This is a genomic window from Achromobacter maghribensis (genome assembly GCF_057334215.1).
In genome coordinates, this window is the sequence record NZ_JBHFII010000049.1 from 52,267 (window position 1) to 66,176 (window position 13,910).

A 13,910-nucleotide genomic window follows, 5' to 3' on the forward strand; every position below is an offset into this window, starting at 1 on the left:
TTTTCATTGTGCAGCGCAAACATGACGGATTCGTGGCATTGCCCGGGGCGGTCAAGCCCCGGCCTACGGGTCAGGCAAACGACTCAGGCAAAAGGGTAAGGCCCGGGGTATTCCCCGATGACGGCGTGGTGCGTGACCAGGTTCTTGCCCTGCCACCAATGCAGCTGGTAGCCCGGCGGTTCCATGATGTATTGCAGGGTCGGGCGCGGCCCCAGCTCCAGCGCCAACTGGTGCGCGGTGCCGGGACAGGTGGATGCGATCGTGCCGCCGAAACGCTGGAAGATGGTGCGGTGCAAATGGCCGCACAGCACGCGTTCCACGTTCGGAAACCGCGACACGATGCGTTCCAGTTCCGGCGCGCCGGCCAGCAGACCGATGGCGTCCATGTGTTCGATGCCGGTCAGGAATGGCGGATGGTGCATCAACACCAGCGTGGGCCGGCCAGGCTGTTCGGCCAACTGCGCGGCCAGCCAGTCCAGGCGGTCCTGGCACAGTTCGCCATGGCTCTTCATCGGCACTACCGTGTCCAGCGCCAGCATGCGCAGGGGGTAGGTTTCGATCGCGTACTGGATGAACTGCCCGTCGCCTTGCAGGTACCCGTGGTCGGGAAAGGCGGCGCGCAATTGCGCGCGGTCGTCGTGGTTGCCGGGCAAGAGGAAGTACGGGATTTCCAGCGCTCGCAGGTGGTCGCGCAGCGCCTGGTATTCGTGCGGACGGCCCAGGTCGGTCAGGTCGCCCGTGATCAGCACGCAGTCGGGACGCGGCGTCAGGGCGTTCAGCGCGCGCACGGCCGGGCCCAGGAACGCCGCCGGATCAATAATGCCGTAGGCCTTGTCGCCCGGGGTGCGCATGTGCAGGTCGGTGATTTGTGCGATGAGCATGATGCGGATCAGGAGTCAGGGTGGGAAAGGTCAGCGGCGCACGGATGCCGCCGTGCCGCCGACCACGATGCAATGCGGCAGGCGGTTCGACTGCGGCGGCTGGCCATGGATCTGCGCCAGCAAGTTCGAGCAGGCTGTCTGCCCGATGCCGTCGCTGGGTTGTGCAACCGTCGTCAGCGGTGGCGTCAGCAAGGCGCCGAAACGCATGCCGTCAAAGCCGCATACCGAGATGTCGGCGGGCACGGACAGGCCCAGCGCCACCAGATCGGCGATGACGGCGGTGGCCAGCAGGTCGTTGGAGCAAAACAGCGCGGTAGGCGCTTGCTTGCCGCGCAACGCGCTTTTCAGTGCGTCGGCGTCGCTGCCGGTGTGGGAGCTCATGGCGATATGCTGCACCGCTTCCAAGCCCATTTTTTTGGCGCAGGCGCGCGCACCTGCCAGGCGGCGTCGCGCGCGGTCCGATGCGGTCAGCGGGCCCGTCACGAGCGCAATGCGGCGATGGCCCAGCGCAGCCAGGTGCGCGACCATGTCGCTGGCGGCGGCGCGGTTGTCGACGGATGCGAAAGGATGCGTGCCCGATTCGTTGTAGACCAGCACGTACGGCATGCCGGCGCTGTCCAGGTCGTCCAGCGTGGCGCTTTTGTTCACGTCCGCCACCGTCAGGATAAGGCCGTCGACCTGATGGTCCATCAGTCCCTGCACCGCCGCGGATTCCACCGCGGGGTCGTAGCCGGTGGCGGTCAGCATGACGCTATAGCCGGATTCGCGGGCGCGGCGTTCCGCGCCTTCGAAGCATTCGGCGAACACGGGGTTCGATAGCGTTGGCAGAATCAGCCCGATGGTGCGGGTGCTGCCTGAACGCAGGCTGCGGCCCACGCGGTTTGGTCGGAAGCCGGCTCGCTTGGCCACGTTGCGAATGTGCGCCAGCGTGTCGGGATGAACGATGTCCGGCTGGTTGAACGCGCGCGAAACCGTTGCCGGGGACACCCCGGCCTTGCGGGCCACTTCAATAATCGAAAAGCGGGGCGACGGGCGCGTTGCCATATCTTTATTGCTGTCGGTTTACTGAAAACGATTTCATCTTACAAGACAAATATGACCTTTGTATTGCACGGGTTTGCGCTATGCTGGTAACGACGCAACAACAGAAAGCCATGGCGCGGCGCAGTCGGTTTACCCGGGAAAACACGGTGTTTTTGGTGTTTTTCCCAATTGACGCGGCGCGCACAATGGCTGGGATCGGTCCGCTGGAACACTGTGGCAAATATGCCGCGGGGCCGGCAAGGGCAGACCCTCGGTCAAGGGGACCGGGTGCGGAGTTCAGCTGTCTTGCGTGATGCGAGACACCGGTAAAGAGGAAAGGAACATGTCTACTGCCTTAAACAGACTTGGCGCGCTTGAAGCCGCGCACAAGCTGCAACGGCGCGAATTAACCGCGGTGCAATTGGTGCGGGCGTGCTTCGCCCGCATCGAGCAACGCGAGAACACCATCCACGCCTGGACGGCGCTGCAGAAACAGGCCGCCCTGGACCATGCGGCCGTGCTGGACGGCGGCGCGCTGCGCGGGCCGCTGCACGGCCTGCCCATCGGCGTCAAAGACCTGTTCGACACGTTCGACCTGCCCACCCGCTACGGTTCGCCCATCTACGAACGCCACCGTCCCGGCCTGGACGCCGCCTCCGTCGCGTTGTGCCGCGGCGCGGGCGCGGTCGTGGTCGGCAAGACCGTCACGACCGAATTCGCCACCTATCAGGCGGGCCCCACGCGCAACCCGCGCAACGAAGCCTACACGCCGGGCGGCTCGTCCAGCGGCTCGGCCGCCGCGGTGGCCGACGACATGGTGCCTTTCGCGCTGGGTTCGCAGACCGCGGGCTCGATCATCCGGCCCGCGTCGTACTGCGGCATCGTGGGTTTCAAACCCACGTTCGGCGCGGTGCCGCGCGCGGGCGTGAAAAGCCTGGCCGAATCGCTGGACACCGTCGGCGGCTTCGCGCGGTCGGTGCCGGACGTGGCGTTGTTTGCGTCGGTCATGATGCGCGACCCTCGCATGCTGAACCTGACCTATGAAGGCAAGCCGCGCATCGGCATGTGCCGCACGCTGCAGTGGCGCCACGCGCAGGCCGAAACCAAGGAAGCCTTCGCCCAAGCCGCCGCCACGCTGTCGCGCGCGGGCGCCGAGGTCCAAGAGGTGCCGCTGCCGTCGCAGGATTGCATGCTGGTGCAGTTGCACGCGGACATCATGGCGTACGAGGCCTCGCAGTCGCTTGCCTACGAACGCCTGGAACACGCCAGCCAGCTCAGCCCCAAGATCCAGGCGGTGCTGGAAGCCGGCGCGCAGATCACGGCCGAGGAACATATCAGGAATCTGGCCCGCGCCGAGGAATCGCGCGCCCGCGTGAACGGCTGGTTCCAGGATTTCGACGTGCTGCTGGCGCCCAGCGCCGCGGGCGAAGCGCCCTTCGCTGACCTGGGCACGGGCGACCCGCAGTTTTCGCGCGCCTGGACCCTGTTCGGTTTGCCGTGCCTGAACCTGCCTTTCGCGACCGGCCCGCAGGGCCTTCCCGTGGGGCTGCAGGTGGTCGGGCAACGCTACGACGACCACCGCACGCTGGCGGTGGCCGCCTGGGTGCACGAGCGCCTGCTGGCCGCCAACGCGCCCGATATTGGCGCCTCGGACATGTGGCCTCGCGGCTGAAAACAGAAAGCCCACCAGGTACGGTGGGCTTTTTTTTGGCCGGGCCTCGCGGAAAAGCGGTGTGTCTTCCGGGGCGCGCAAGCCCATGTTTCGGGCTTGCGGCGGGCGCTTCAAGTCATGCCGGCATGCGGATCACGCGGCCTCGGCGGCTTCCTGCTCGGCCGCCGTCACGGCGCCCGCGTTGATGTGGCGGTTGACGGCGCTCAGCACGGCCTGGAACGAGGCCGTCACGATGTCGCGGTCGATGCCCACGCCGAAGCCCGTGCTGGATTCGCCAACACGCAATTCCACGTACGAGGCGGCGCGCGTGTCGGTGCCGGTGCCGATGGCGTGCTCGTGGTAGTCCATGATGCGCACGGGCACGTCCAGCGCGGCCACGAAGGCCGAGATGGCGCCGTCGCCCTTGCCCGTCACGATGCGGCGTTCGCCGTTGTATTCGAGTTCGGCTTCGATGCTGAAGTGCTGGCCTTCGCCGGCCGACGGATTGCCGTCGATGCGGTGGCGGATCAGCTTCCACGGCGCCTTCTGTTCAAGGTACTCGCGGTTGAAGATGGTGTGCACGTCGTCGGCGGTGACTTCGCGGCCGGTCTCGTCCGTCACGCGCTGGATGGCGCGGCTGAATTCGATCTGCAAGCGGCGCGGCAAGACCAGGCCGTGTTCCTGCTCAAGCAGGTACGACACGCCGCCCTTGCCTGATTGGCTGTTCACGCGGATGACGGCGTCGTAGCTGCGGCCGAGGTCGGCGGGGTCGATGGGCAAGTAAGGCACTTCCCAGACCGCGTCCGGCTGTTGCAGCGCGAGGCCCTTCTTGATGGCGTCCTGGTGCGAACCCGAGAACGCGGTGAAGACAAGGTCGCCGGCGTACGGATGGCGCGGGTGCACCGGCAACTGGTTGCAGTATTCGGCGCAGCGGCGCACTTCGTCGATGTCCGAGAAGTCCAGCCCCGGGTGCACGCCCTGCGTGTAGAGGTTCAGGGCCAGCGTGACGAGGTCGACGTTGCCGGTGCGCTCGCCGCTGCCGAACAGGCAGCCTTCGATGCGGTCGGCGCCGGCCATCACGGCGAATTCGGCGGCGGCAACAGCGGTGCCGCGGTCATTGTGCGGGTGCACGCTCAGCACGATGCTGTCGCGGCGCGCCAGGTTCTTGTGCATCCACTCGATCTGGTCGGCGTACAGGTTGGGGCTGGTGGCCTCGATCGTGGCGGGCAGGTTCAGCACCATCTTGTGGTCGGGCGTCGGTTGCCAGACGTCCGCCACGGCATCCGAGACTTCCAGCGCGAATTCGGGTTCAGTCGTGCTGAACACTTCGGGCGAGTACTCGTAGCTCCACTTGGTTTCCGGACGCTGCGCGGTGTATTGCTTGATCAGGCGCGTGCCGGTCGTGGCGATGGTCTTGATCTCGTCCTTGGACATGTTGAACACGACCTTGCGGAAGGCCGGCGCACACGCGTTGTACATGTGGACGATGGCTTGCTTGGCGCCCGCCGCGGCTTCCACGGTGCGGCTGATCAGGTCTTCGCGCGACTGGGTCAGCACGATGATGGTCACGTCATCCGGGATGCGCTTTTCGTCGATGAGCTTGCGGACGAAGTCGAAATCGGTCTGCGAGGCGGACGGGAAGCCCACTTCGATTTCCTTGAAGCCGATCTTCACGAGCTGTTCGAAGAAGCGGACCTTGCGCTCGACGCTCATCGGCTCGATCAACGCCTGGTTGCCGTCGCGCAAGTCCGTGCTCATCCAGATCGGCGCCTTGGTGATGCGGCGGCTGGGCCAGGTGCGTTCGGAGAAGTCGCGGGTAAAGGGCGCGAAGGGGACGTATTTGGTAGCGGGGTTGGCAAGCATCATGACTACACCTTGATCGGTTTCTTTTGAATCCCGGGAGCACTACTCTCGGCGGCATTTGTGACCGGATGACGGTCTGGTGCCAGGGTTTGCCGTGATTGACCGGCAGGATTCACAAATAAAAGGGGGAAATCGCGTGTGGCAAGCGTGGCTGCCGAGCTACCACGGGGACACTAGGCCCGGCAACCGATCGGTAGGTATAGCGATAGCGCGGCAAACGAGGAGGAGCGAGCGCGCAGGCCGGCAACCGGAGCGGCGGAGCGTCCGGTGGCAATCGCGAGGGAGGTGCGGTGTGCGGCCATAGGTTGCTAGTCAAACATACTTTGCGCTGGAGCGCAAACGAAAAAGTCCTGGAAAACGGGGGGCGGATGGCCCCGCCGTGTGCTTCATCGCAGATTCACTGGGTTTGCATGTGGCCGTTTTTCACGACTTTACCCAGACGTTCGCGCTCGCTGGCGGCGAACTCCACGAAGCTTGCGCGCGAGCCACCGCCCGGTTCAATGCTGCTCTGGCTCAACGCATCCTTCACTTCTTTGGACTGCAGGGATTTCTCGACCGCCGCGTTCATCTTGTCCAGTACCTCGGCCGGCGTGCCGGCGGGCGCGAACAAGCCGGCCCAGTGGCCGATGCGGACCGTGGGAAAGCCGGCTTCCGCGGTGGTGGGGATGTCCGGCGCGCTGGCCATGCGCTTGTCCCACGTCGTGGCCAGCGCTTTCAGCTTGCCGCTCTGGATCAGCGGCAGCGTCACGATGCTGGCTTCGGAGGTGGCGTCGACCTGGTTGCCGATCACGGCAGTCACGCCTTCCGAGCCGCTTTTGTAGGCGATCGGCTCGATCGGCAGACCCGTGGCTTCTTTCACCATTTCCGCCACGAAATGCGGCGTGCTGCCGTTGCCAGCGGTCGAGAACGTGATGCGGTCGGTCTTGGCCTGTTTGGCGCGCTGGACGAAGTCCTTCAAGTCCTTGGCCGGATTGGAGGGGTTGGCCACGATGACGGATGGCGTGATCGACAGCAACGCGACGGGCGTCAGCGATTCGTCCTTGTAGGGCTGGTCCGCGCGGATCAGGCTGTTGGTGACGGTGCCGTTGCTGCCGACCAGATAGGTGTAGCCGTCGGCCTCGCTGCGGGCCACATGGGCGGCGCCCACGACGCCGCCCGCGCCAGGACGATTTTCGACGATGACCGTCTGGTGCAGGGTTGCGCCCACCGCTTTCGCGATGATGCGCGCGACCAGATCGTTGGCGCCGCCCGCGCTGAAAGGGGCGACGAACGTGATGGGTTTATCGGGCCAGGCGGCCAGCGCCGGCGCGGCGGCGAAGGCGGCCGAACAGGCCACCAGCAAGCCGGTGGCGTAGCGGACGGGGGTGCGAAACATGGGTACGGCTCCAGGGGCTGGCCGCGCATCCGGCAGGTCTCGGCTGCCGGTAGCGTTTTATTTGTGTGCGCGGCTGCGGTTGCGCGAGCCTGGAGGGGCAGTATAGGGCGGCCCGGCTGGCAGGCGACTGAAACAAACAGGCCGCCCGTGGGCGGCCCGGAATCAGGAAAGTGCGTGGCGTTTAGCGGGCGGGACCGATCCGGGGCTCGACGTAGCGGTCGCCACGGGTTTCGCCGCGGACGTCGGCGCGCGGCGCGGCCAGGGGTTCCCGGCGGCCGTCATCGCGCGGATCGCGGTGGGGGCGGGCGGCGGAACCTTCCAGGATCTGCGCCTGTTCGGCCACCATGGCGATCTTGCCGATGCGATTGTGGCGAATTTCAGACAATGCGCGACGCAGATCGCCCACCGTGAAGGGTTCTTGGCGGTCGCCCCAGGTCCAGCGCAGCACGCCCAGCGATTCCTCGGACAGGTTCGGCGCCAGGTCGGCCAGCACGTCGGTACCGACCGGCGTGGCCGCGCCCGACGCCAGGCTGGCCGAGAACCAGGCCTTGACCGAGAAAAAGACGATCAGCGACCAGATGCCGGTCACGACCCACCAGATGTACGGGTTGACCTTCTGCACCATGTCCATGGTCGGCTGGCCCAGGGAATGCAGGAAGTCGTAGTTCATGCGTTTGCCGAAGTCGAGTATCCAGGAGGCAACCAGATACCAGAGGACGACGGCGACAGCGATGACTATCGCGCGCACAACGAGTCGGGGAAGCGCCAATTTGAGCAGGGTTTGGCCGATAAGTCGGCTGTCCTGGCGAACGCTTGCGGGCGAAGTCAGATTCATCATGCAAAATATTGTACCTATGACCCGCCCAATTTTAGAACTGCGACCTGGTCAGCATCTGACGCTGACCCCACAGCTACAACAATCGATACGATTGTTGCAGTTGTCTACGCTCGACCTTGAGGCCGAGATCTCGCAAGTGCTCGCGGACAATCCGCTGCTGGAGCGTGAAGACGATACCCCCGCAGCGGAGGCGCAGGCCGAATCCGAGCGCGAATCGTCCGTGCAGGACGACGAGCCCGCCGCGGAGCGTGAGACGCCGGTGGATGAAATGCCCGGTTCGGGCGGGGTCTATTCCGATGACGATTCCGGCCCGCCCGAGACGGCGCGGCCGGATACCTTGCGCGAACACCTGCTGGGGCAGTTGATGCTGACGCGCGCGGCGCCCCGCGACGTCGTGCTGGCGACACTGCTGATCGACGAGCTGGACGAAAACGGCTACCTGGGATCGCCGCTGGAAGAGATTCTGGGCTGGCTGCCCGCCGATACCGAACCCGATATCGACGAACTGCGCGCGGCGCTGTCGTTGCTGCAATCTTTTGACCCGCCCGGTATCGGCGGGCGCGACATGGCCGAATGCCTGGTGTTGCAATTGCGCAACCCCGACCTGACCCGCCTGCCGGAAGCGGCCGATCCCGCCGTCCTGGCGTGCGCCCGCCAGATCTGCACGCAGCACCTGCCCTTGTTGGCTACCGGCAACGCCGCCCGCCTCTGTGCGGCGGTGGGCTGCGACGACGCGACCTTCCGAGCCGCCCACTCCCTTATCTTGCGGTTGGAGCCGCGCCCCGGGCGCGCCTGGACGGTGCCGGCCGCCGACTACGCGGTGCCCGACGTCATCGTGCGCAAGACGCGGCGCGGGTGGCAGGTCACGCTCAACAGCGCTGCCGTGCCGCGCCTGCAGATCAACGGGTTGTATGCGCAAATGCTGGGCAACCAGAAGGAATCCGCCCACGCCGGCCTGCAATCCCAGTTGCAGCAGGCCAAATGGATGATCCGCAACGTCGAACAACGTTTCGACACCATCCTGCGGGTGTCCCAGGCCATCGTCGAGCGCCAGACCGCGTTTTTCAGCCAGGGGCCCGCCGCCATGCGGCCGCTGATCCTGAAGGACATCGCGGGCGAGCTCGGCTTGCACGAATCGACCATTTCACGCGCCACAACGCAGAAGTACATGCTCACTCCGTTTGGCACGCTGGAGCTCAAGCGTTTTTTTGGCGCGGGCGTATCCACCGATGGCGGCGACGCCACGTCGGCCACGGCGGTGCAGACCTTCATCCGCCAGATGGTCGCGGATGAGAACCGCGCCAAGCCGTTGTCCGACAGCCAGATCATGCAAAAACTGGCCGATCAGGGGATAGTGATTGCCCGCCGGACGGTGGCAAAGTACCGCGAAGCGCTGCGGATAGCCCCCGCGACGCTGCGCAAGGCCCAGGCCTCGGCGCGCTGAAATAAGGGACGAATCTTTAAGAATTCGTCCTTTGTTTCAAGGGCTTGCGCGACAAGAGTCCGTTGCAAATTTATTGTGCAAGGGGCTTGTCATCCGGTTGATAATTTTCGATAATCATTCGCATGTACATTTGCGTATGTAATGCCATCACCGAACGCCAAGTCCGCGCCAGCGTGGACGGGGGCGCGACGACGCTGTCCGACCTGCAATTCGAGCTGGGCGTAGCCACGTGCTGCGGCTGCTGTGCGGCAACCGCCGCCGAATACCTGCCGGGCGGCCGCTGCTCCAGCGTATGCGACGTCCGTTCCATCGCCGTTCCGGTCAATGCGCCAGCCGCGCTGGTGGAGTCGGGTGCCGCTGCCAACCACAGCAGCTTCCCCATCCCGCTGGTCGCCGCAGGTTAAGCATTAGCCGTCTTTCCCGGCTCGCTGCCGTTCTGCAGCGGGCCGCGTCGTTTTCTTCCCGCAATATCCCCCTTGTTTGACTGAATTTCCCTGGCCCGTGCCGCCACCCGCTGGCGCCGGATGACGGGTTGCGCCCGGCGGACGGGGCGCGCAGAATGCCTGCTCCACGCGGCATGCGTGGCGTCCCGCTCTCATGGAACCCCGATGAAGGCCACCTCGCCCGCCGTTTCCGCCACCCCGACCGCCAACGGCGCGCCGGGGATCAGCTGGGTGCCAATCGCCGCCTTCTGCTTTCTATGGAGTTCGGCCTTCGCGGCGGCCAAGATCGCGGTGCGGGACTGTCCGCCGTTGACGCTGCTGACGATCCGATTTTTGATCGCCGGCGCGTTGATGCTTGGAATCGCCGCAGCCGGCCGCCAGGGGAAATGGCCCAGCCGCCGCGACCTCGCGTCGCTGATCCTGCTGGGTGTGTTGAACAACGCGCTGTACCTTGGGTTGAGCTGGACGGGGATGACCACGGTGTCGTCCGCGTTTACCGCCGTGCTGATCAGCACCAACCCGTTGCTGATCGGCGTGTTGGCCGGGCCGGTGCTGGGCGAGCGCCTCTCGTGGCGCAAGCTGGCCGGGCTGTGCCTGGGACTGGCTGGCGTGGCGCTGGTGCTGAGATCGCGGTTGAGCGGCATGCAGGAAGACATCCACGGCACCTTGTTGGTGACGGGCGGCCTGGTGGCGCTGGTGGCGGGCACCTTGCTCTACAAACTCTTGAAACCGACGGCGGGGCTGTGGGCATCGACGGGTATCCAGTCGCTGGCCGGCGCCGTCGCCCTGCTGCCGTTCGCGCTGATGAGCGAGAGCCTGGGCGATGCACGCCTGACCGCCAGCCTGGCATGGAGCATGGCCTACATGATCGTCGCCGTGTCGATGGGCGGCTATTACCTGTGGTTCATGATCCTTGGCCGCGCCAGCGCCACGTCGGCCAGCGCGCTGCACTTCCTGATGCCGCCGTTGGGCTTGTTGTTCGGATGGCTCGTGCTGCGCGAACCGGTGTCATGGCTGGATCTGCTGGGCATCGTTCCCATCGCCTTCGGCATCTGGTTGACCACGCGCAAAGCTGTCTGAGCCATGCACGGCCACAATCGCGTTTCGGGTTGCCGATATGCAACGTTGCGCCGCGGCCAAGTTCCGGGCCGGTTTTGACCGGCCGTTGATGCCTGCCGGCGCGGGTTGCGCGCCGATATCGCGACAGATCTGCCCGCACCGCTTGCGTACAGGCCGCATAACGCTTGTCTTGCGCCTGCAAGCCATCAAGTACGCATACTCATTCTCATTGGCTTGTCGCTTTCTTGTAGCGGTTCTAAAGCGGTTTACCAAATGCAGCGCAAGGCTAGGCGCGGCCCTCCGGCTGATGGTAGTCTGCCGGGGTTGCGTACGCGCGGCATCGTGCGCTCCTTTGTCGCGATGCATTTGCGTCGCGCCTGACTGCAAGGAGTCCATTATGAAAGGCGACAAAACCGTCATCCAGTTCCTGAACAAGCAACTGACCAACGAACTGACGGCCATCAACCAATATTTCCTGCATGCCCGCATGCTGAACCATTGGGGCTTCGACAAGCTGGGCAAGCACGAGTACGAAGAATCCATCGGTGAAATGAAGCACGCTGATCGCCTGATCGCGCGCATCTTCATGCTGGACGGCCTGCCCAACCTGCAAGACCTGCATAAGCTGCTGATCGGTGAAGACGTGCCCGAACTGCTGGCCTGTGACCTGAAGCTCGAACAGGCGGCGCATGCCACCGTCGTGGAAGCCATCGCCTATTGCGAATCGGTGCGCGACTACGTCTCGCGCGATCTGTTCCAGGACATCCTGGACGACACCGAAGAGCACATCGACTACCTGGAAACGCAGATCGACCTGATCGACAAGGTCGGCATCCAGAACTACCTGCAAAGCCAGATGTCCGTGCCCGAATAAACGTTCCGGCCAAAGCAATGGCGCCCCTCGGGGCGCCATTTTTTTTGGCCGCAGCGGGGGTTTTTTACTGCGGGCGGGCCGGGCATTCGGCCATCGTGCCCCATGCGCGGTTCGGCCCGCAGTACTTGTTGCGAGCGGCCCACGAGCACGACGGGCGGTCGAAGAAGCCTTGCGAGGCGCATTGCGCCAGTTCGCGCTTGAGGGCGTCTTGCCAGCCGGGCGCGCCGGGGCTGAGCGCCGTATTGGGCGGCGGCGGGGGCGCCTGCACCATTTGCGGCGTGCCGTAGCCGCCGGCCTGCGCCTGGCCGCCGTTGATGGCGGTGGACGTGCCGGGCACCTGCAGGTCAAGCGTGCTGACATCGGACGTGCCCGACGGCAGCGGCACTTCAGAGGACGCTGCGATTTCGCGGGCTTGTTCCGGCGTGATGCGTTCGCGCGAGAGCTTCACGGCGGGATCGCTGACGGTGTCGAACAGTGACACCGTATTGACCTGCCATTCGCGGTCTGCGGGCTTGTCGGGAACGCCGAGCGTGCCGTCGATGCGGGGTTGAGGAGGCTGCGCCACGTACGGGCGCCCATTGGCGTCCAGGACAGGTTGCTGCGAAGCCGCGGCGTCCTGCCCAGGAGCCGGTGCGGCGGGCGGCGCATGCGCCACCAGCCAGTCACCCAATTGAATTCCGCCCCAGGCCGACGCGCCAAGCGCGATCAGGAGCGTTGCGAATAATAAACGCCAAGACATTGCTACCCTCATCTGCCGTGCGGGACCCGAACGGGTCTACGCCTTGTCCCCGAATACCTTGCCGCCGTGTTCGCGCATTGCATGGAATTTCACTTCGGGATACAGATCCTCGGCTACGCGCAACTGCGCAGGGGAACTGATCAAAAACGCCGCCGCATCGACCACATCATAGGCGATATGAGCCGCATTGGCATCCATGAACTTGCGCAACGCCTTGGGGTTTTCAGACGTAATCCAACGTGCCATTGTGTAGCGCGAAGGCAGCATCCGGGCGTCCGCGCCGTACTCGGTCTTGAGGCGGTGGGCGACCACTTCGAACTGCAGCTGGCCGATCGCGCCCAGCAGCAGCGAGCCGCCTGCGGCCTCGGGACGGAACACCTGGATGGCGCCCTCTTCGCCCAGTTGGGTCAGGCCGGTGCGCAGTTGCTTGGTGCGCAGCGGATCCTTCACTTCGACCGCCTGGAAGAGTTCGGGAGCGAAGAACGGCAGCCCCGTGAATTGCAGCGTTTCGCCTTCGGTCAGCACGTCGCCCAATTGCAGCACGCCGTGGTTCGGGATCCCGATCACGTCGCCGGCATAGGCCTCGTCCAGCAGCTCGCGCCGTTGGGACAGGAAAGACACCACGTTATTGGGCCGCATTTCCTTGTTGGTGCGGGCCACCTTCAGGCGCATGCCGCGCTCGAAGCGGCCCGAGCTGACGCGCACGAAGGCGACGCGGTCGCGGTGCGCCGGGTCCATGTTGGCCTGCACCTTGAATACCACGCCGGTGAATTTGGGCTCTTCGGGCAGCACTTCGCGTTGCAGCGCCATGCGGGGGCCCGGGGGCGGCGCGTGGTCGACCAGCGCGTCCAGCACTTCCTGCACGCCGAAGTTGTTGATGGCCGAGCCGAAGAACACGGGGGTCTGCTTGCCGGCCAGGAACTGTTCGCGGTCGAAGGCGGGCGCCGCTTCGTTGATGAGCTCGATCTCGCCGCTGGCCTGCTCGAACGCCGAGCCGTAACGACGGGCGATTTCGGGGTTGGCCAGGCCTTCGATGACGTCATCGTTGTCCGAACGGCGTTCTTGGCCCGGACGGAACACGCGCATGCGGTCGCGGCGGATATCGAACACGCCGCCGAACGCCTTGCCCATGCCGACCGGCCATGAGAACGGCACGGCGTCCATGCCCAGGTGGCCTTCGATTTCCGACAGCAGTTCCAGCGGCTCGCGCACTTCGCGGTCCATCTTGTTGATGAACGTGATGATGGGCGTGTTGCGCGCGCGGCAGACCTGCAGCAGGCGGATGGTTTGCGGTTCGACGCCGTTGGCGGCGTCGATCACCATCAGCGCGGCATCCACCGCCGTCAGCACCCGGTAGGTATCTTCGGAGAAGTCCTGGTGGCCCGGGGTGTCGAGCAGGTTGATGACGCAGTCGCGGTATTCCATCTGCATCACCGAAGACGCCACGGAAATGCCGCGTTGCTTTTCGATTTCCATCCAGTCGGACGAGGCGTGGCGGGATGCTTTGCGCGCCTTGACGCTGCCGGCGATCTGGATCGCGCCTGCGAACAGCAACAGCTTTTCGGTCAGCGTCGTCTTGCCCGCGTCAGGGTGGGAAATGATCGCGAACGTTCGGCGCCGCGCAACTTCTTGAGGGATATTCATGGTCGGGGGATTGTACTTAACGCCGCTTGTTAGGCCGGCGCGGTCCGGCTTCTTGCATGAAAAGCGGGGGGGGCCC

Annotated in this window: 12 protein-coding genes; 5 read left to right on the forward strand and 7 right to left on the reverse strand. The window is 65.1% G+C overall.

Annotated elements, in window-relative coordinates:
• Positions 1–83: 83 nt before the first annotated feature.
• Both ACE039_RS22550 and ACE039_RS22555 read right to left on the reverse strand, forming a co-directional pair.
• A complete protein-coding gene (locus tag ACE039_RS22550) occupies positions 84–881 on the reverse strand; it encodes a phosphodiesterase (protein ID WP_448709257.1) in 798 nt (265 codons plus the stop codon).
• 30 nt (positions 882–911) lie between these two features.
• Complete coding sequence (locus ACE039_RS22555; protein WP_485823386.1) at positions 912–1,925, reverse strand: LacI family DNA-binding transcriptional regulator; 1,014 nt, start codon at positions 1,923–1,925, stop codon at positions 912–914.
• Positions 1,926–2,247: 322 nt separating this feature from the next.
• On the opposite strand from ACE039_RS22555, the gene ACE039_RS22560 reads away from it, so the two are divergent.
• The gene (locus ACE039_RS22560) at positions 2,248–3,576 is read left to right on the forward strand and encodes an amidase (protein ID WP_485823387.1); all 1,329 of its coding nucleotides are present in this window, start codon (positions 2,248–2,250) and stop codon (positions 3,574–3,576) included.
• Positions 3,577–3,708: 132 nt separating this feature from the next.
• Here the strand turns inward: ACE039_RS22560 and leuA are convergent, their stop codons facing one another.
• The 3 genes from leuA to ACE039_RS22575 all read right to left on the reverse strand — a co-directional run bounded on the left by leuA (position 3,709) and on the right by ACE039_RS22575 (position 7,631).
• Complete coding sequence (leuA, locus tag ACE039_RS22565) at positions 3,709–5,421, reverse strand: 2-isopropylmalate synthase (protein WP_105559373.1); 1,713 nt, start codon at positions 5,419–5,421, stop codon at positions 3,709–3,711.
• A 394-nt stretch (positions 5,422–5,815) separates the two neighbouring features.
• On the reverse strand, positions 5,816–6,793 hold the full coding sequence (locus ACE039_RS22570) for a tripartite tricarboxylate transporter substrate binding protein (protein ID WP_448709260.1): 978 nt from the start codon (positions 6,791–6,793) through the stop codon (positions 5,816–5,818).
• 181 nt (positions 6,794–6,974) lie between these two features.
• Positions 6,975–7,631 (reverse strand): hypothetical protein, encoded by a 657-nt coding sequence (locus ACE039_RS22575; RefSeq protein ID WP_448709261.1) that lies wholly within the window; start codon positions 7,629–7,631, stop codon positions 6,975–6,977.
• A gap of 16 nt (positions 7,632–7,647) precedes the next feature.
• Here ACE039_RS22575 and rpoN point away from each other — a divergent pair, with 16 nt between their 5' ends.
• The 4 genes from rpoN to bfr all read left to right on the forward strand — a co-directional run bounded on the left by rpoN (position 7,648) and on the right by bfr (position 11,451).
• Positions 7,648–9,075, forward strand: coding sequence for an RNA polymerase factor sigma-54 (gene rpoN, locus ACE039_RS22580; RefSeq protein WP_448709262.1), 1,428 nt, complete (start codon positions 7,648–7,650; stop codon positions 9,073–9,075).
• 122 nt (positions 9,076–9,197) lie between these two features.
• The gene (locus ACE039_RS22585) at positions 9,198–9,479 is read left to right on the forward strand and encodes a (2Fe-2S)-binding protein (RefSeq protein ID WP_105559369.1); all 282 of its coding nucleotides are present in this window, start codon (positions 9,198–9,200) and stop codon (positions 9,477–9,479) included.
• A 204-nt stretch (positions 9,480–9,683) separates the two neighbouring features.
• Positions 9,684–10,598 carry a DMT family transporter gene (locus tag ACE039_RS22590; RefSeq protein ID WP_105559368.1) on the forward strand — a complete coding sequence of 305 codons (915 nt, stop codon included), beginning with the start codon at positions 9,684–9,686 and terminating at the stop codon, positions 10,596–10,598.
• A 376-nt stretch (positions 10,599–10,974) separates the two neighbouring features.
• Positions 10,975–11,451, forward strand: coding sequence for a bacterioferritin (gene bfr / locus ACE039_RS22595; RefSeq protein WP_006216785.1), 477 nt, complete (start codon positions 10,975–10,977; stop codon positions 11,449–11,451).
• 64 nt (positions 11,452–11,515) lie between these two features.
• Here bfr and ACE039_RS22600 read toward each other — a convergent pair whose 3' ends face one another.
• Entirely contained in the window at positions 11,516–12,202 is a 687-nt protein-coding gene (locus ACE039_RS22600) for a hypothetical protein (protein WP_199196918.1), read from the reverse strand.
• A 24-nt stretch (positions 12,203–12,226) separates the two neighbouring features.
• Positions 12,227–13,834 (reverse strand): peptide chain release factor 3, encoded by a 1,608-nt coding sequence (locus tag ACE039_RS22605; protein ID WP_183016908.1) that lies wholly within the window; start codon positions 13,832–13,834, stop codon positions 12,227–12,229.
• Positions 13,835–13,910: the final 76 nt, after the last annotated feature.

Excerpts from the sequence above, each read along its gene's own strand:
- bfr (WP_006216785.1), top strand. The coding sequence starts at position 10,975 with ATGAAAGGCGACAAAACCGTCATCCAGTTCCTGAACAAGCAACTGACC.
- ACE039_RS22600 (WP_199196918.1), bottom strand. The coding sequence starts at position 12,202 with ATGAGGGTAGCAATGTCTTGGCGTTTATTATTCGCAACGCTCCTGATC.
- ACE039_RS22575 (WP_448709261.1), bottom strand. The coding sequence starts at position 7,631 with ATGATGAATCTGACTTCGCCCGCAAGCGTTCGCCAGGACAGCCGACTT.
- ACE039_RS22605 (WP_183016908.1), bottom strand. The coding sequence starts at position 13,834 with ATGAATATCCCTCAAGAAGTTGCGCGGCGCCGAACGTTCGCGATCATT.
- ACE039_RS22590 (WP_105559368.1), top strand. The coding sequence starts at position 9,684 with ATGAAGGCCACCTCGCCCGCCGTTTCCGCCACCCCGACCGCCAACGGC.
- ACE039_RS22550 (WP_448709257.1), bottom strand. The coding sequence starts at position 881 with ATGCTCATCGCACAAATCACCGACCTGCACATGCGCACCCCGGGCGAC.
- ACE039_RS22560 (WP_485823387.1), top strand. The coding sequence starts at position 2,248 with ATGTCTACTGCCTTAAACAGACTTGGCGCGCTTGAAGCCGCGCACAAG.
- leuA (WP_105559373.1), bottom strand. The coding sequence starts at position 5,421 with ATGATGCTTGCCAACCCCGCTACCAAATACGTCCCCTTCGCGCCCTTT.
- ACE039_RS22585 (WP_105559369.1), top strand. The coding sequence starts at position 9,198 with ATGTACATTTGCGTATGTAATGCCATCACCGAACGCCAAGTCCGCGCC.
- ACE039_RS22555 (WP_485823386.1), bottom strand. The coding sequence starts at position 1,925 with ATGGCAACGCGCCCGTCGCCCCGCTTTTCGATTATTGAAGTGGCCCGC.
- ACE039_RS22570 (WP_448709260.1), bottom strand. The coding sequence starts at position 6,793 with ATGTTTCGCACCCCCGTCCGCTACGCCACCGGCTTGCTGGTGGCCTGT.
- rpoN (WP_448709262.1), top strand. The coding sequence starts at position 7,648 with ATGACCCGCCCAATTTTAGAACTGCGACCTGGTCAGCATCTGACGCTG.